General features: G+C 37.8%; 18 protein-coding genes. 12 read left to right on the forward strand and 6 right to left on the reverse strand.

All coding sequences use genetic code 11. The features are described 5' to 3' along the window. Positions 1 to 58 precede the first annotated feature (58 nt). From QNI15_RS02855 to QNI15_RS02870, 4 genes are all read left to right on the forward strand, one after another. Positions 59 to 2,971 carry a carboxypeptidase-like regulatory domain-containing protein gene (locus QNI15_RS02855; protein ID WP_314030415.1) on the forward strand — a complete coding sequence of 971 codons (2,913 nt, stop codon included), beginning with the start codon at positions 59 to 61 and terminating at the stop codon, positions 2,969 to 2,971. Between the two features lie 71 nt (positions 2,972 to 3,042). Continuing rightward, positions 3,043 to 3,591 (forward strand): DUF4240 domain-containing protein, encoded by a 549-nt coding sequence (locus tag QNI15_RS02860; protein WP_314030417.1) that lies wholly within the window; start codon positions 3,043 to 3,045, stop codon positions 3,589 to 3,591. A gap of 78 nt (positions 3,592 to 3,669) precedes the next feature. Then, entirely contained in the window at positions 3,670 to 4,251 is a 582-nt protein-coding gene (locus tag QNI15_RS02865) for a hypothetical protein (RefSeq protein WP_314004893.1), read from the forward strand. A 5-nt stretch (positions 4,252 to 4,256) separates the two neighbouring features. Continuing rightward, positions 4,257 to 4,871: a hypothetical protein gene (locus QNI15_RS02870; RefSeq protein ID WP_314004891.1), complete on the forward strand. Its 615-nt coding sequence runs from the start codon at positions 4,257 to 4,259 to the stop codon at positions 4,869 to 4,871. 14 nt (positions 4,872 to 4,885) lie between these two features. Here the strand turns inward: QNI15_RS02870 and QNI15_RS02875 are convergent, their stop codons facing one another. After that, entirely contained in the window at positions 4,886 to 5,059 is a 174-nt protein-coding gene (locus tag QNI15_RS02875; protein ID WP_314004889.1) for a hypothetical protein, read from the reverse strand. A 94-nt stretch (positions 5,060 to 5,153) separates the two neighbouring features. Between QNI15_RS02875 and QNI15_RS02880 the strand changes: the two genes are divergently transcribed. The 6 genes from QNI15_RS02880 to QNI15_RS02905 all read left to right on the forward strand — a co-directional run bounded on the left by QNI15_RS02880 (position 5,154) and on the right by QNI15_RS02905 (position 9,162). Continuing rightward, entirely contained in the window at positions 5,154 to 5,510 is a 357-nt protein-coding gene (locus tag QNI15_RS02880; RefSeq protein ID WP_314030419.1) for a hypothetical protein, read from the forward strand. 189 nt (positions 5,511 to 5,699) lie between these two features. Then, positions 5,700 to 6,305 (forward strand): DUF4190 domain-containing protein, encoded by a 606-nt coding sequence (locus QNI15_RS02885; RefSeq protein WP_314004885.1) that lies wholly within the window; start codon positions 5,700 to 5,702, stop codon positions 6,303 to 6,305. A 122-nt stretch (positions 6,306 to 6,427) separates the two neighbouring features. Further along, positions 6,428 to 6,646: a hypothetical protein gene (locus QNI15_RS02890; protein WP_314004884.1), complete on the forward strand. Its 219-nt coding sequence runs from the start codon at positions 6,428 to 6,430 to the stop codon at positions 6,644 to 6,646. Between the two features lie 158 nt (positions 6,647 to 6,804). Further along, positions 6,805 to 7,884 carry an aldo/keto reductase gene (locus QNI15_RS02895; RefSeq protein WP_314030421.1) on the forward strand — a complete coding sequence of 360 codons (1,080 nt, stop codon included), beginning with the start codon at positions 6,805 to 6,807 and terminating at the stop codon, positions 7,882 to 7,884. A 52-nt stretch (positions 7,885 to 7,936) separates the two neighbouring features. After that, on the forward strand, positions 7,937 to 8,890 hold the full coding sequence (locus tag QNI15_RS02900; protein ID WP_314030423.1) for a helix-turn-helix domain-containing protein: 954 nt from the start codon (positions 7,937 to 7,939) through the stop codon (positions 8,888 to 8,890). 56 nt (positions 8,891 to 8,946) lie between these two features. Beyond that, positions 8,947 to 9,162, forward strand: a complete 216-nt coding sequence (locus QNI15_RS02905; RefSeq protein WP_314004879.1) for a hypothetical protein — start codon at positions 8,947 to 8,949, stop codon at positions 9,160 to 9,162. 63 nt (positions 9,163 to 9,225) lie between these two features. Here QNI15_RS02905 and QNI15_RS02910 read toward each other — a convergent pair whose 3' ends face one another. The 3 genes from QNI15_RS02910 to QNI15_RS02920 form a co-directional block, all read right to left on the reverse strand. Next, positions 9,226 to 9,900 (reverse strand): hypothetical protein, encoded by a 675-nt coding sequence (locus QNI15_RS02910; protein WP_314004878.1) that lies wholly within the window; start codon positions 9,898 to 9,900, stop codon positions 9,226 to 9,228. 37 nt (positions 9,901 to 9,937) lie between these two features. Further along, positions 9,938 to 10,615 (reverse strand): hypothetical protein, encoded by a 678-nt coding sequence (locus QNI15_RS02915; protein ID WP_314004877.1) that lies wholly within the window; start codon positions 10,613 to 10,615, stop codon positions 9,938 to 9,940. An 82-nt stretch (positions 10,616 to 10,697) separates the two neighbouring features. After that, positions 10,698 to 12,842 (reverse strand): family 43 glycosylhydrolase, encoded by a 2,145-nt coding sequence (locus tag QNI15_RS02920; protein WP_314030425.1) that lies wholly within the window; start codon positions 12,840 to 12,842, stop codon positions 10,698 to 10,700. A 427-nt stretch (positions 12,843 to 13,269) separates the two neighbouring features. Between QNI15_RS02920 and QNI15_RS02925 the strand changes: the two genes are divergently transcribed. Then, positions 13,270 to 13,932: an RNA polymerase sigma factor gene (locus QNI15_RS02925; protein WP_314004875.1), complete on the forward strand. Its 663-nt coding sequence runs from the start codon at positions 13,270 to 13,272 to the stop codon at positions 13,930 to 13,932. A 29-nt stretch (positions 13,933 to 13,961) separates the two neighbouring features. Here QNI15_RS02925 and QNI15_RS02930 read toward each other — a convergent pair whose 3' ends face one another. Further along, positions 13,962 to 14,330, reverse strand: coding sequence for a hypothetical protein (locus tag QNI15_RS02930; RefSeq protein ID WP_314030427.1), 369 nt, complete (start codon positions 14,328 to 14,330; stop codon positions 13,962 to 13,964). Between the two features lie 71 nt (positions 14,331 to 14,401). After that, on the reverse strand, positions 14,402 to 15,418 hold the full coding sequence (locus QNI15_RS02935; RefSeq protein WP_314004871.1) for a hypothetical protein: 1,017 nt from the start codon (positions 15,416 to 15,418) through the stop codon (positions 14,402 to 14,404). A 384-nt stretch (positions 15,419 to 15,802) separates the two neighbouring features. Between QNI15_RS02935 and QNI15_RS02940 the strand changes: the two genes are divergently transcribed. After that, positions 15,803 to 16,846, forward strand: a complete 1,044-nt coding sequence (locus tag QNI15_RS02940; RefSeq protein ID WP_314030430.1) for a FecR family protein — start codon at positions 15,803 to 15,805, stop codon at positions 16,844 to 16,846. The last annotated feature ends 34 nt before the right edge of the window (positions 16,847 to 16,880 follow it).

Genomic DNA, 16,880 nt, shown 5'->3' on the forward strand with positions numbered 1-16,880 from the left:
AGTAGATTTAGAGTCGCCATTTTGGTTGTATTGCTGCACACACAACCCAATGTATACTATGCAACCCAATTATCGGCTTACACTCTTTTTATGGATCATCCTGCTTTTTACGGCAGTCAGTCCTGCAATGTCTCAGGAACCTTTTCTGACTATTACAGGCAGAGTAACTTCCCAACAAACCAACCAGCCTCTCCCATACGCTAACATTGGCATTATTGGTAAGAGTCTTGGTACAGTCACTAATGCAGAAGGAAATTTTATTTTTAAGATACCAGCGTCCTATAGTCGAGATAGTCTGAAAATATCACAGATTGGCTATGAGTCTGTAACCAGAGCTGTCAAAGATGTACAAGGAAAAAAGAACCATATTACATTACAGGAAGCTCCCATTCAGCTGGCCGAAGTTCATATACAGGCCAAAAGCAAAACAGGTCTGGAAATCATAAAGGAGGCTATTGCAGCTATCCCAACCAATTATGATACCTCAGCTATTCAACTTCTGGCTTTTTATAGAGAAACGATCCAGTTAGATACTAGTCAGATTACTCATACAGAATCTGTATTGGAAGTAAAACAACATCCCGGTAAAGAAAAAGAGGAGGGTTTAAAGATAAAAACCTTAAAAGAACGAAAAAGGAGACCAGATACTACGCTTTTTACCAAAGATCCCCGTTTTTATTATTGGATACAGTTAAATAATGGTGCTCGAAACACATTAACTTCCAGTAATGTGTTTCAAGCTGATATAAAACGCTACAAAAATTTTTTTCTAAATAGCCGAAATTTTAAACACTATACATTTACACTTCAAGGTATTGTTTCCGATAGAGAACGGAGGATGTATGTAATTGAAGTTAACCCGAAAAAGAAAAGTAGTAAAGCTTATATACAAGGGAAACTATATATAGATATACAATCGCTGGCCTTTACCCAATGGGATCTTGAATTGTCTCCTCAAGGGATTGATAGGGAAAACAATCGGAACTTTTTCTGGAAGAGTATTGGGCGCATGGTTATGAAAGCGAGTTTAAAAATATCAAGTTTTAAAGAAGTTCTCCATTTTGATCAGTATCAAGGCAAGTGGTATATAAAAGATATACGACGCCATTTTCTGGCCGATGTCAATAGCAAGAGCCGTCATCTGGAAAACAGTGTCTGGAAAACAGATCTGCTTCTGACAATAACAGATATTGCCAGATCTGCTACACCTGAAACAAAGATTTATACATCTGCCGATTCTGTTAGCCAGAAACTAAACAAAAGTGATTTCTGGGGACAATTCAATATCATTCAACCTGCTTCCAAAGATACGCTTGGAACATTTGATCAAAAAACTGATTCCATCCCTGTAAAAAAAATGAGTCAGGCTACTCCGGCAAAGCCATCAAACCGCGAAAATGGCTTTACACGTGCAGATACATTGCGAGGCAAACTTACACCTTTGCGTACCTGTTATGATGTCACCTTTTACAAGCTGGATATAGATGTAGACATAGAACGCAAATTTATCTCAGGTAGTACCCTCATTCGGTTCAGTGTACAGCAGCCGTTTACGAAGATGCAGGTGGACTTATATGATAACATGCAGATTCATCAGATTGTATACAAAGGAAAAACGTTGCCGTATACACGAGCATACAATGCTGTATTTATTCAGTTTCCGGAAATGCTGCCTCTGCATACGAATCAGGAGATTACGATTCAATATTCCGGAAATCCCAAAGAACCCAATCGGGATATTTCTATGGATGGGGGATTCTTATGGTCAAAGGACGCCAATGGCGATCCCTGGGTACAGGTAGTCTGTCAGGGATCAGGAGCTAGTCTGTGGTGGCCAAACAAAGATCACTTATCCGATGAACCAGATAGCGTTAGTATTGCAGTTACAGTACCCCAAGGCCTGCTGAATATTTCCAATGGACACCTCCGAAAGACTACTCAGCTTCCCAATCACAAAACCCGCTACGAATGGTTTGTAAGCTACCCTATTAACAATTATAATGTAACACTGAATATCGGAAAGTATGCACATCTGCAGGGTCAGTATATTACGTCTGATACATTGACACTGGACTTCTATGTAATGCCTTATAATCTGGAAAAAGGAAAGGTGATTTTTGATCGTATCAAACCTATGTTAGCAACTCTTGAAAAGCAATATGGCAAATATCCTTTCCCACGTGATGGATTCAAACTAATGGAATCGTTACATGCCATGGAACATCAGAGTGCGGTTTCGTTTGGAAAAATGCCAGAGGGGGATAGTGAGGAGATGTCAACTGCTCCCTTAAGTATAGTATGGCATGAAGTTTCTCATGAATGGTGGGGCAATCAGGTTAGTTGTAGCGACCTTGCCGACATGTGGATTCACGAAGCCTTTGCTACCTATTCAGAAAGCTTACCTTTTGCGGAAAAGTTTGGCAAAAAAGGGGAACAAGAATACATGGAAAGCTTAACGGGATCAGTCATTGAAAAACAACCTGTCATTGGGGTATATGATGTAAACCACATCCACTACAATATTGGTGATATGTATGAAAAAGGAGCACTGATGTTGTACACTTTCAAAAATGTACTCAATAATGATGTCTGCTGGACAGAAATCCTGCAGGGTATTCAGAAAGATTTCCGAAACAAGACTGTTTGTACCAATGACATTGTGCACTACATCAATACCAAAACTAATACAGATTACACGTATTTTTTCGATCAATACCTTCGGTATGCTTCTATTCCTGCTTTATCTGTAAAATACAAGATAAAGGGAAGTGCATTGATTCTCTCTTACAAATGGATTGCCGATGTAGCAGACTTCCGAATGCCAATTCGTGTAACAACAGCTAAGGAAAGGTTTGGTTTTATCTATCCTACTACTCAGTGGAAAACCCTGACTTTACCCGATATGGAACCGACAGATTTTGATGTGGATGATACCCGGTTCTATGTGAATGTGGAAGAAGAGGAGATATGATATAAGCCATTCTATTAAACTCTGGGTTAAGTGCCTTTGAAGGCGTTTAATCCAGATTTATTTTTTAAGCAATGACAGAACCAGAATTCTGGCAGGTAGTGGAAGAAGCTTGTCAATACACAGGTAATATCCCATTTCAGCACACAGATCTAAAAGCTAGCCATCTGATAGATACCCTATCTAATTTCAATAAGGAAGACATTATTGATTTTGAGAGAATACTTCAGATAAAAGTAATAGAGGCTCGTCAGCATTACAATGTCAGTGCATTGTACGAAATCATAGATGGCCCTGGCATTTCTGATGATTGTTATTTATACTTTCTATATGCATTGATTGCACAAGGTCAAAAGATTGTTGATACTGCACTTTATCATCCAGATACTCTGGCTCCTGTTCTGGAACCCACTTCAGACATAGATGCAGAATGTTTTATGTATATAGCGGATGAAGCTTTTGAAAAGAGGTTTGGCACTTCAGCCCCTGAAGAGGAATATCCCAGAAATCAGGTTGAAGACATGGAGCTTCCTGTCAGTTCAAAACGGATAGGACAACAGTGGGAATACGATGATCTCCCGGTACGTTTTCCTACTTTATGGCAAAAGTTTAAGAGAGACTGACAAACATACCATGCCTCAAATAATTAAAGCAGAAGCTGGTTACTTTTATTCAGATTAGGTATCTAAATAACCGGTTCATTGTATTTTTTATTAATTAGAGCAGAAATGAGTGAGTACTCTTTTATCTTTGTTGCATTTCCTTCATTGGCATTATTTTTAGGCCATTTGCTTTCCTTAAAAAAGCAAATCGTTATCTTATTATTTACGTTGCTATTATTTGCACCAAAAGTTTTTGGATATAATTATATTGTTGATTGGTTAGATGAACTTTTCCTTACCGTAGTATTTGCTTGTGTATATTCCATAATTACTTATTTAACTACTGAAAAGCCTCCGGGCTGTCTTTTACCTGCCTTCATTACTATTATTCTGGCAGGAGGGTTAATGATCAATGTTATTAAAGGTTCACAAACTGTAGAGCAAGAGTGGGAGGTCAATAATTATCAAATTGAATATATACAGGATCAAGGATTTACAGGTGGATCATTAATGAAGTATAAGTTAGAGAAATATGCGTTCTTTCATATTCTTAAGAAAGAACTAGAGATATATGTTGATCCAAATCCATCAAATAAGAAATGCCAGATTGTTTTTAAAGAAAGTAGAATCCTGTTCGATAAATGTCAGATAAAGGTTATTAGCAGGAACTCTAATCTCTAAATCAGATGATTACTATAGATTATCAGGAAGCGAAACAACTTGTACTGAAGTATCTGAATCAAGACGCAGAACAGCGAGGTTATCACTTGGCAGTTTATGAACCTCCTATTGAATTTGAGTATGGCTGGGTATTTTCTTTTAATACAGAACATGCTTTAGGACTACGGCCATTTGAGAAAAAAGTACAGCAGATGTTAGATAATGGTCTGTCTCTTGGCCAAATTGAAGCATCATTAACTAATGAAGATAGAGAGCAAGAGAGTAAAGAAGTAGGACTTGTAGGAACAGCACCTATATTTGTTGACAGACAAACCCAGCAAATAAGGCGATTAACTAATCTGCATTATAGCCCCATGAAAGTCCAGTTAGAAGAGATTCGGGAAGAAAAAACTGGAAGAAAAGGTGTATGGTGTATTTATCTTACCGAATTGCTTACAGGTCAGTCACAAAAGATGGCAAAACTCAGGATGTTGTTAGAACTGAGTCCGGTAGAACTGATGAAACACATAAAGCAAATAGAGGCTCCTCTTTTTCAAGGCAGCATTCGTGATGCATGGTCACTTAATGAAGCACTAAAAGAAAACGAGATACCTACCCAATTAGTCAAATTGGAGGAATAACATTACCCGAGATTCTACACTAATAACTTCCTGCGAAATAGAATTTTCACCAATGCAACAACAGTAGTAGCCATTGCTATAAATTGTACAATGTATGCAGTGATAATCTTTACAGCCAGGTTATGTTCCAATCTAGCCAGATCAATTTTCTCTGTAAGAGAACCTTCGTGCATTTGAATCGTTTCCATAATTTTATAGGTTTGGTTTGAATTATAAGAAAACGATACAAGTCTTTACTTAGTATATGAATAGACTTGAGATACCTATATTGTGGATGATTTTATGTTAGACACCAATTTTTATCCTAAAAATTGTATTGATCTGAAAAATTGTGAAACCATTGATGACTTGCCAGCAATTAAAGAGTGTTTTGTTGTATTGTTATGGTGTCAATGGTATGGTCTTGATCACACTATACGTGGAATGATTGTCAACTATTCTAAACAATACAGTCATATTTTATTTGGGTTCAGGAGTTATTCAGATGATAAAGAAATTCCACTATTTGCTCCTTTTTTAGATCCAAAGAAAGTTCCAGGCTCACCTGCTTGCTTAATCTTTTATAATGGTATTCTTCAGTCTAATATTCAGGGATTTTTATTACCAAAAGAGTTTGAGCAATTAATTAATAAGTATTAGGTACACAGGCTGGTTAAATTTTTCAATCACCAACCACTTGCATAACATTTTGACTATCAAAGCATACAAAAAAACACATATAAAATATAAAAATTTTGCAAGCAACAGTGTTGTTTTTTATGTAGATTGAGTAACCCCTACCCCTTAGATAGCGTTATTAGGCATTCATAAAACTTAGCTTACACCTATATGAGATTTATTTTCTTGATGATTGCAGGCTGTATCTGTCTTCAGGCCTGTCACTCTAATCGTATGTCTTTTAAAAGTGTAGCGTCCCTTTCCAAACAATCCTTTTCGGATACATTAACGCTGACGTCACCAGATACTAGTCAAACGATCAATGCTGCACAGATAGCCAATACTCCTCATTCATCCCAGTATCCTGTAAACAACTCTACTCAAACCAATATTATTGCCAAACCAGATACAAGTAAAACAATCCTTATATCTCCAAAAACAACTTCTTCGCCTGTTGATAGTACAAAACTCTATGTACCGCGTAAAGCACCTGTACATCCTATGGCACAGACATCCTTCTGGACAGGTATAAGTACCCAGATATTACTTTTATTAACCTCTTTCGGTGGAGTAGCTATTTTTGGATTAGCCGTTGTATCAGCTCTTATTGCTATTACAAGTGGAATTAGGGGCCTGCGTCAAATTAGGAAATCAGAAGGATACTATCGTGGAGCAACCAGAGCAATGATTGGATTAATCCTTGGGGGTACTATTATACTCCCTATCATAGGACTTGTACTTTTGCTTATCATGGGTTACGGCTATGTCAAAGCTTAACCTTGAAAGTCAAAGTGTATAGTCACTATATACCTGAAACCCTAAAATAATCTATCATGCTGTTACAATCATCAGCTATAGTATATATATACAGACTCATTCGCTACACTATAGAAACTTGTATGATAAAGAAAATAGTTGGATATCTGCTCATTCTAGTAGGTACGTTAGGTATTGTCTTATTTATTCCACTCATGTATGAAGGTACAAAACCTTGTTCCGGAGACGGATGTATAGTTCAGGCAGCAATGTTTGTAGGTTTATTCTTACTTTTGCTAGGTGGGATTCTTCTTACCATTGGTATTGTAATGGTAAAGCCTAAGTCTAGAACCTCCAATTAAATAGCTATAATCACCCATTTAGGGCACGTCTGAAACAAATTCATACTTATTTCCAACCCTTTTCCTTTTTTGGCTAAGCATTTCCTGTATCCGGCTAAGTAGCTATCATTGCAATGCCGGACCTTTGTGTCAGTATTCACAACCATTCAAAACAAATTATGGAACTGACACATTATCGTACGTTTGGAAAATCCGGATTACGGGTAAGTTCTCTCACACTTGGCACAATGACATTTGGTGAAGAATGGGGCTGGGGAGCTTTACCAGAAGAATCAAAATCTATACTAAAAGCCTATCTCGACAAAGGGGGTAATACAATTGACACAGCCAATCTATATACCAAAGGACATTCAGAAAAGATCATCGGTGACTATATCAAAGAAACAGGTATCAGAAGAGATAGTCTGGTATTATCTACCAAATTTTATGGAAATCTCTATCCGGGTGATCCCAATGCTGGTGGTACCAGTCGTAAAAATATCATCCAGTCCCTGGAGCAGTCTCTGAGACGCCTTCAGACTGACTATATTGACCTGTACTGGATGCATGCATTTGATGAGTTTACACCTATTGAAGAAACATTATCAGCTCTACAGGATCTGGTAACGTCCGGCAAAGTTCGTTACATAGCTGTTTCGGATACTCCTGCATGGAAGGTAGCACAAGCGCAAATGATTAGCCAGTTTCGGAGTTGGGCATCGTTTATTGGTTTACAAATAGAATATTCACTACTGGAGCGCACGTCCGAAGGCGAACTCATCCCAATGGCACAGGAACTTGGTTTGGGAGTAATGCCCTGGTCTCCACTGAAACAAGGTATCCTGACAGGGAAATATACTCGTGAAAATCAGAATGATCAATCAACCGGAAGATATACTAAACTAGATCTTCCAGAAAGCACACATACAATCATTGATCGGCTACGAGAGATTGCAAATCAACAGAACACCACTATCGCAGCAGTAGCTCTTGCCTGGGTAATGGCACAACCGGGTATATCTTCTACCCTCATTGGAGCAAGAACTATTGGACAGTTACAACAAAACCTGGAAGCACTTTCTGTATCACTAACACCTGATGACCTTACCTATCTGAATGAAGTATCAGAGCCAGTGCTGAACTTCCCTATACCCTTTATGCGGGCAGCTTATCACAATGGAATGGGTGGTACTACCATTAATAACAAAACATCAGTGCTATCTCCTATACTACCCCAAAATAGTCAGGAAGTATATTGATACCATCTATTACCAGTTTCTAAAAGCAGTTAGTAAGAATCTTTATTCTGGAATGAATGTTCTATCCAAAGCATTCATTCCTTTATTTATCATGAAAGCTGAAGATATACCCTATATATACAATTCCATTTCCGAGTTTCAACGCGATATGAGCCTTCCCAAACCGTTGCATCCATTAATGAGTGTAGTGAGACTGGAAGATATTCAATTCAACGCAGAAAGGATTGGAACTAAAATCGCACTAAACTTTTACAAGATATCCTTTATTGAAGGTGGAAACCGAAAGATACGGTACGGGCAAACGTATTTTGATTTTGATGAGGGAGGGCTTTTCTTTATATCTCCAGGTCAGGTAATCTCTGTTGGCAGTCCAACAGAAAATCTATGTGGATTAACTATCTATCTGCATCCTGATCTGATACGTAACCACAGTCTGGGCAAAAAGATAAAAGACTACGGATTTTTCTCTTACTCCATAGTAGAGGCACTGCATCTGTCTGAAAAAGAGAAGAACATTATACTAGGATTATTTCATCAGATCCAGATGGAGTTAGATTCAGCTATTGATACCTTTAGTCAGGAACTGCTAGCTTCTTATGTAGAACTATTGCTTGACTACAGCAATCGATTCTATACCCGACAGTTTATTACCCGCAAAACAGCTCATAATAACCTTCTTGACAAGCTGGACATGTTACTCTCAGACTATTTCCAAAGTGGCAAAGCCCTGCATAACGGTTTGCCAACTGTTCAGTTTGTATCTGAACAACTCAACTTTTCATCGGATTATTTAAGCGATATGTTACGCACCTATACAGGTCAAAGCACACAGCAACATATTCATAACAAACTGATCGAGGTTGCCAAGGAACTGATCAGCACCAGCAATCTGACTATTGCAGAAGTTGCTTACCAACTAGGTTTCGAGCACCCACAATCTTTTACCAAGTTATTCAAGCAGAAAACAGATTTATCTCCTATGGTATTCAGGCATTCTTTTAATTAGTTGAAAATATTCATTTTACTATATTGCCTTCAACTAAACTCATCTACCCTTATCTCATGAAAGAGGTTACCATTGGCTATCGTATTTATACTAATTATGAAGGTGGTGATGATACTCTGTATGTTGTCAATATAACTGTTCTGGAATATAGCATAAAAGGATCAGGAAAAACTTTTTATTCCACAGAAAGCCTTGATGCCGCATTAAAGGAAGCAGAAGCCTGGCGTTCTCTGTACCTGGATGGCCTTATTGATGAAGACGATTTTTTTTAGAATACATTCTTTTTCATCGCCATTCAAGACTCACCTCTCCTCTTAGAGATAGTAAAGAATAATCTACCACCTTTCAAACCGGGTATCTTTCAGGTATAAATCATATTGAGCCAGTATCACATTCAGTTCTCTCTTTTTTATGAGATACTGTTTGAGATCAATTGTATTTGCTTCTCTTTCAATTTCCAATTGTTCTTTCTCTGTCCGCTTAAGATGTCGTCGTTTTACATGTTCATAATAATCAATATCTTGCTGACGTGCAGCTAAGACATCATTTCTGGTACGCCATGGATTAATCTGGTTAGTAGTTCTTTCCAGTGATAAACCACCTCTAGCAGTAAAAGATATGCTCTGTCCAAACTCAAAAAAGGGTTCCTGACGAATGAACTGCTCATATCCCACACTCAAAAACGTCAACTCTCCCTGACGAGTCATAATTGTCCATTCTATTCCATCAGAGGTCTCTATTCTCTCAATATCTTCTATTTCAATATGATCAGATAATGCAACATCTAACTCCAAGTATAGAATAGTAATATTTTTAAAAACCAATGTTGCCGGAGCAACCCAAAAGGTGAATGATAATCCATCTAAATCAGGCGGATTCCATTTCAGAATATAATCAATATCCAATTCCAGATCCTGAGTTACACGAATTTTGTACAAAGTACTATCATGCCAACCCATTTGTTCATAGTCTTTATCTGTCCAGATATATTTTTCAAGCTTATATGTCATATTTGTATTAGTAGTAAGTCTTTGACACTATATCTTTTCAACCCCATCCAAGACTTACATCTCTTGTCAGGTATTGTTTATCCAGAGAAAGATAGTCACTGAATACATCCTGAATGACTGCAAAAATTTCATTTCGATTAACAGTTCCTGCTGATCGCCTTACAAACAAATAATGTTCTCTGGTAAGTTTTTTAGTTAGCTGTCCCACAGTTTTTACATTCAATTCTTTTGCTGTTCTATTGGCCAGTTTTGCTACCAGATAAGAAAGTAAAAATCCCATGACAGCTACCTTTAAATATAAAAACAAACATACAAACGAAGCTAGAAACCCTGATATGATTATAATTGACAACCAGCCTTGCATGCTCAGAACTCCTACTTTAACTCCCAGGTTTTTCTCAAAACGTCTGATCATTCGGTGTCTATTGTATCTGGAAAATAGATCATGCAGCTGTGTATCAGGACTAATAACAGTAACACAATCAGGAATAGTTTGCCTGAGAGCATTGTGGACTTTGTAGAAGGCCTGTTGTGTAGTACAATCATTTCTGTCTTCAAATAAGATGCTTTTTTCAATGACATCACACAAATCTCCAAACGTATCAACATGCATAAAATCATTTTCTCCAAACCTGATCCCAAACGATTTTTCCAAACAACAAAGTATATCCATTATATCATCCGGATCAGTATTTTCAAGTCGTATTGTATCCATGGTAGTTCTTATTATTTATTATGATGTAAAAGATAGAGAAAGTATGCAGGTAGTTTATTAATTATCTGCATACTTCGGATATCTATTTAGTCACAGGTGCGATCCCTGCATGGGTTGGTTTGGTTTGCATAATACTACCGTCTTCCTTAAACTCAAGTTTGTCAATGCATACCTCACGATTATAGCCGGCAGATCGTCCCATACCAATTCCTTTCGGATAGTTAAAGCGATGGTAGACTATATACCATTCATCTTTTCCCGGAATCTGAATTACAGAATGATGCCCGGTTGCATAAATACCCACTGTAGCATCTTTTATTATAACAAGGTTATTCTGAGGAATAGTAAGAGGTCCCATAGGATTATCCGCTACCGCATACCGTACCTGATAATCAGGATCACGGGTATCTTTTTCTGACCAGGTAAAGTAATATTTTCCTTTGCGGTAAAAGACAAATGTGCCTTCATTGTAAGTCTTCGTAGGAGTTAGGATTTTAGTAGTGCCAGGTACCAGCGACACCATATCTTCGGCTAGTTCAGCAGCAGCCATATAGCTGTTACCCCAATACAGGTAACTTTTGCCACTAACCGGATCCATAAATACATCCGGATCGATCTGTTGTCCATGGGTAGCACCTTCAGGTAACTTATCCAGTAACGGCTTACCTAAATCCTTAAACGGTCCTGTTGGATTATTTGCAACAGCAACCCCAATCTGACCATTAGCACAGAAATAGTAAAAGTACTGATAGTGTCCATTTATCTTTTTTTCTACAATGGCAGGGGCCCAGGCTTTTGTATTTGCCCATGTGACATCTTTTCCCAGTTGCAAAATTGTTCCTTCGTCTTTCCAGTTTACCAGATCACTTGAAGAAAAAACGTTAAAGTAATTACCAGACCAGTTGGTAAAACCATCACTGGTAGGATAGAGATAGTATTTGCCTGTCTTTTCTGCATAAATAATATCCGGGTCTGCATACAATCCATCCAAGACCGGATTATGTGTTTCCAAAGCCTTTGTTGTAAAAGTAATAGGTTGTTGTCCGGAAATCCTTACAACATAACTAACTGTACCTTTTGCGAAGGATGTATTTCCTTTTGGAGTGATAATTACACCGGGTATCTCGGGAAACGTTGGCTTAAACTTCGTCAAGTCTGTTCCAGGTTTTACCTGCCATGTTACACTATGTGTAGTACTATCCAATACTGTATTGATTTTTTTAATGTCTTTGCTTTCTGCAGAAAGAATCACCTGCTCAGGAGTCAGGAATCGGGTAGTCAAAGAGGTAGCCTCTGTGGCTGTTATGGGCATTACCGTTCCATGACGGGGATGAAAGTCCATCTGTATGTCTGCATTGATAGTTGTAAACTTTTCCAGATCTGAACTACGAGCAAACTCATAGCGGCCATTCCGGTACACATCATACATCAGAATGTAATCGGGAGAATCGTTCAGCTTAAAAATACCAGACCCTTCTACTTCATCTTTGGTTTGTTCCAGCTGTTTATCCTGAAAAACATATCCGCCTGTTAACTTATTTGACACTGCTTTTTTAATTCCAGGAGTTGCACTACCTGCATGTTTAAAAAACAAATGATATTTTCCATCTTTGGCGATAATATCTGCATCTATACACACTGTATTGCCGGGAGGATTAAACAGTACAGCCGGTTTAGTTTCCAGCGCTGAAAAATCTTTGTTAGCATAAGCATAATAAATCTTATCCCGATCTTCTTTTCCTAACCTCATAGACCAATAGACCATGTATTTTCCGGTTGCAGGGTCAAAGATTGTCTGTGGAGCCCATATTCGGTCAGCGGCAGCATAGTCAGTGTATATCTTTGCAACATCAACAGGATGTGACTCCCAATTGATCAGATCTTTAGAGCGCATAAGCACGATTCCCTGATTAGGACTCCAGCCATTCTTGACGGTATTCATATCTGTTGCCACCATATAAAACGTCTTTCCATCTACTCCCCGCAAAATATGTGGATCACGAACCCCTCCACTGCCACTGATTTTTGCAGAACTAAGTACAGGATTGCCTCCATTCAGTGCTTTAAAATGATATCCATCGCTACTTACGGCATACCTGATAGCTTCATCGCTCCCTGTAAAATAGGTGAATAGATAGGCACTATAGCCTTTTGTTTTTGTCTGTTGAGAATGAGCGTAAAGATAAATGCACAGACAGAACATCAGGCAGATTTGACGTTTGAACATAAAAGAAGGTTGCTTTGATGAAACACATGAAGAACGAGAAAGCACAAAGAAAAATCTTTTACTCAATAATAAAAACAAGATAGCACAGGACGTACTTCTGAGTAAACTTCACAGGATGTTTCGGCAAACGAAATAAAACACTATCCACTATATTCCACTAGCCTCCCAGTACGCTGGAAAAAATAATCTCTGAAAGCAGAGTTTTATCAATAGAATGTTTATTTTTGGACTTATTGCATACTAAATTTAAAATTTCAAAGCAAAATAACACAAACCGACAGTGCAAACTTGTTTGTGTGGGTCATTAACAGACGACCTAGCTGCCTTTGAAATCTACAAAGAATACCCTTTTCATAGAACTTGTATTGAACGTTTTACCCCTGAAAAATTATGAAGTACCCAACTCAAAAAATACCTTTTACAGATCATGTTTGGCAAAAGCGAAGTAAACGTAAATGCGGATTTTAAGAAAACAGATGGTCAGACAAATACATTGACAGAAGAGGCTCTTTTATGGACAGCGTTTAAGGATGGAGATCAGCAGGCTTTTTCCAGATTGTATTATAAATACTATCGGCCATTGTATAACTATGGGTATACATTATTCCCGGAAAAGGAACTTTTAAAAGATACGTTACAGGAACTCTTTTTTGAAATTTGGCGGGATCGTCAAAAGCTGGGACAGGTGTATTCAGTGAAACTCTACCTATTAACATCCTTTCGACGCAAACTGATTTATAAAATTAATCAGCAACGCAAACGAAATACCTTTACACACACAAATGTCCTGCAGCAGGAATCCTATGAAGCTGAACTGATACTTACTCAAACTGAAGTAGCTCAGCAAACACGTTTACAACAGGAAATGGACAAACTTCCCCAGCGTCAGAAAGAAGCACTTTACCTGCGTTTTTATCAGGAACTCAGTTATCAGCAGATTACAGAAATTATGAAACTGCAATACCAAACCGTTCGGGATCTGGTACACAAAGCACTCAAAACATTGCGTGAGAAATTACGATCAGCCACATTTCCATTGCATATGATGCTGGTACTGGCATTTTCGCTTCCAGCCTTTTTGGGTCTTTAAACTTTATTCTTATTACCTTATTACTATCTCTACCTGAACCGTTTAGTAATAAAATTATCCTTTTCAAGAGCGTAAAACTTTCCACTGGCAGACAGACCTATCCTTTCTTTGTTTGTAAGGATAGTCACAACTGTATCTGCATAATATAATTTTAGTCTGTCCCAACCAGCACCTTTCCAAAAACCAGGTTTGTCTGCATTACAGATTTCAATAATAATAGCATTCAGTTCATCCTTACTGGTAATATGAAAGGTAGCAGTATCAGCAAAAGAAAATGCGTTTCCCGATAAGCATTCATAATATTCCAGCTTTTTGGGAGTTCCTAGTTTTGCAAGCTGTTGATTTTGATCAAAGCACGAGGTCTTCCCCAAACAACCCAGCAGAAAGAATAAACTCAAAAAAATGAGAGAAATCCTGTAATAATCCCAGTAGTTTAGTAATGGTTTTGGAGAGCTACTTAGTGGGCTCATCATTTAACAATTATATATGACTGTGTATCTGTATATTCTCCCATTATCCATTGACATACATAACCTGTCTCATCCCATGAAACTACTCTTACTCTAATGAGTGATTCAGGTGTAGCAGTATTGGCTTTTAGTGCTTCTTCATCTATCAGTCCAAACACATCTTTGGTAACCCATTGTAAATACCGCCTTTTTATTACTTTTCCCTGTTCGTCTGTATACTCCATTACAGTATTAGTTCGTGTGAAGTTAGTTTTGTCTCCATCCACAGATACAAAAGTACCCGTTTTTATAAAAGGGGGAATCTCAACACTACTTGCATAGGGACAATGAAACCACTGATCAGCTATAGGTATATTTAACTTTAGATTGCGTAACTGGAAGATTTGTTTCTCAGCAGTAGCCTCAATTGTATTAATTATATAGGAGTTAAAAAGAATCTCGTCTTTAAATACATAATCAATAAACAGAGATTTATTTCCATTAGGATAAGCTACCATTAACAATCTAAAATTAGTTTTATCAAAGAAGTTTATGGTTGTATAGCCATTACTGTTTGTAGCTTGCACCACATAACAATCAAAGCTATCAAATTTTTTATCTGGAAGCCTGTTCAGTTTATATTGTAGCATTTTGTAACCAACAGGCAGATGATGATATGTCTTCAGCTTCATTTCTTCAACGGTGTTCGACATAGCAACATGAATAACTTTTTCTCCATTTACTTGCGCTATCTCTTTACCATCATAAAAAGTAGTTTGTGGTTGGTTAGTATGAGAGAGAATACTTTGAACATACTTAGAACCACAAGTACGTTTTTCATTAATAATAGCTGTAGAACTATCTGGTTGTAAAAGTATATAAGTCATATTGCTGGTTTTCAAAGCAGCAATCCTTTTTTCTCCTCCACAAAACTGGATGGAACGATCAATAATTTGCTGGGCTGTAAGTTCATTTGCCTTCTGAGCATAGGTTAAGGCAGATATAAAAACCAGTATAACTGTATAAAAAGCTCTCATAGGGTAGAATAGGAATGTCTTCATTATTGCATCGGGGCAATTCCTGCTTATACTTCTACAGAAAATAACAGATGTATTAGTTATCTAAGCAGAATACGATGTCTATGCAAAGTACCTGTTTAAAGTGAAGTATTTTTATAAGGTCTATGATTAAGACTTACCCATGTAAGTTTCCTCCTATCAAAAACACCCATAAAAGAGCTTCTGGAGGAGTTATTTATAACTGCTAAAAAAAATTTCAGAAAAGAACACTACAAAGTTCAATCAGCTCTCTCTTTAATAACATAACACAAAACCTTGCACTTTAACACCATTCTGTTAGACTTTTTCAACAAACGAAAAGCCTTATTGATATACATATCTACACAATAACTTTTAAAGACGGTGGAACACCAATCTGAATCACCTACACTAGAAGAATTAGCCTTGCAAAGTTCGTTTCAGCAATGGGTCAGGTATCCGACTCCCATGCTGGATCAATACTGGGAAATGTGGATGCAGGGACACCCCGACCGAATCACGCTGGTCAATCAGGCACGGGAACTGGTGTTGTCGCTGCATTTTCCGGATGATTTAACATTAGAAGAAGTGGATGAAGAATGGAGCAAAATGCAGTATTTGATTCAGCAGGAATCAACAGAAGATGTACATGTTTACCACATCGAACGGAGACGATCCTTGAGCTTCTGGGTTTCCAGAGCAGCAATTGTTACAGGTGTATTACTCGGAATTGCACTGGTATATACCTGGATGCGACCATTGCCAATGCTCACGTATAAGTCAGGATACGGACAGGTAAAAAATGTAGTTCTTCCAGATGGATCTACAGTGGTGCTTAATGCCCATTCATCAATCCGACTGGACGCAACCTGGGATGCAAATAAACCTCGCGAGGTGTGGATGGACGGGGAAGCGTATTTTTCTGTTAAACATCAGTCCAACAACCAACGGTTTCTGGTACATACACCTGATTCTATGACTGTAGAAGTGCTTGGAACCACATTTACTGTATTGAGTCGTGCTACACAAAGTCGGGTTATACTAAATACAGGAAAGATACGATTACATCGTCGGATAGCCGGAAAGTCGGAGGCAGTTGTTATGCAACCGGGAGAACAGATATCATTGAAAAAAGAAACAAAGAAGCTGGAAAAGCGCATGGTAAATCCAGAGATATACAAAGGCTTTACAAACAACAAACTCATTTTTCAAAATACACCTTTACCCGAAATTATCAGTCAGCTAGAAGAACTCTACAATCTGGAAGTTCAGACAACAGATAGTTTGTTATTAAAAAAAGAATTTACCGGAACGTTTCCAATCAATAAACCTGCCTTATTGTTAGAGGCAATTACCCGTGCCTATAAGCTACAGGTAATAAAAGAAAGGAATCGGCTCGTTCTTGAACCCGTGAAAGATACCCTCTGAATCGTGAATTGAATAATACTATGTAACTACTCAC

Source organism: Xanthocytophaga flava (genome assembly GCF_030068545.1).
In the GTDB taxonomy this organism is placed as follows: domain Bacteria; phylum Bacteroidota; class Bacteroidia; order Cytophagales; family 172606-1; genus Xanthocytophaga; species Xanthocytophaga flava.

Coding starts and splice junctions, on each gene's coding strand:
- QNI15_RS02855 (WP_314030415.1), top strand. CDS start 59: ATGCAACCCAATTATCGGCTTACACTCTTTTTATGGATCATCCTGCTT.
- QNI15_RS02860 (WP_314030417.1), top strand. CDS start 3,043: ATGACAGAACCAGAATTCTGGCAGGTAGTGGAAGAAGCTTGTCAATAC.
- QNI15_RS02870 (WP_314004891.1), top strand. CDS start 4,257: ATGATTACTATAGATTATCAGGAAGCGAAACAACTTGTACTGAAGTAT.
- QNI15_RS02875 (WP_314004889.1), bottom strand. CDS start 5,059: ATGGAAACGATTCAAATGCACGAAGGTTCTCTTACAGAGAAAATTGAT.
- QNI15_RS02880 (WP_314030419.1), top strand. CDS start 5,154: ATGTTAGACACCAATTTTTATCCTAAAAATTGTATTGATCTGAAAAAT.
- QNI15_RS02885 (WP_314004885.1), top strand. CDS start 5,700: ATGAGATTTATTTTCTTGATGATTGCAGGCTGTATCTGTCTTCAGGCC.
- QNI15_RS02890 (WP_314004884.1), top strand. CDS start 6,428: ATGATAAAGAAAATAGTTGGATATCTGCTCATTCTAGTAGGTACGTTA.
- QNI15_RS02895 (WP_314030421.1), top strand. CDS start 6,805: ATGGAACTGACACATTATCGTACGTTTGGAAAATCCGGATTACGGGTA.
- QNI15_RS02900 (WP_314030423.1), top strand. CDS start 7,937: ATGAATGTTCTATCCAAAGCATTCATTCCTTTATTTATCATGAAAGCT.
- QNI15_RS02905 (WP_314004879.1), top strand. CDS start 8,947: ATGAAAGAGGTTACCATTGGCTATCGTATTTATACTAATTATGAAGGT.
- QNI15_RS02910 (WP_314004878.1), bottom strand. CDS start 9,900: ATGACATATAAGCTTGAAAAATATATCTGGACAGATAAAGACTATGAA.
- QNI15_RS02915 (WP_314004877.1), bottom strand. CDS start 10,615: ATGGATACAATACGACTTGAAAATACTGATCCGGATGATATAATGGAT.
- QNI15_RS02920 (WP_314030425.1), bottom strand. CDS start 12,842: ATGTTCAAACGTCAAATCTGCCTGATGTTCTGTCTGTGCATTTATCTT.
- QNI15_RS02925 (WP_314004875.1), top strand. CDS start 13,270: ATGTTTGGCAAAAGCGAAGTAAACGTAAATGCGGATTTTAAGAAAACA.
- QNI15_RS02935 (WP_314004871.1), bottom strand. CDS start 15,418: ATGAGAGCTTTTTATACAGTTATACTGGTTTTTATATCTGCCTTAACC.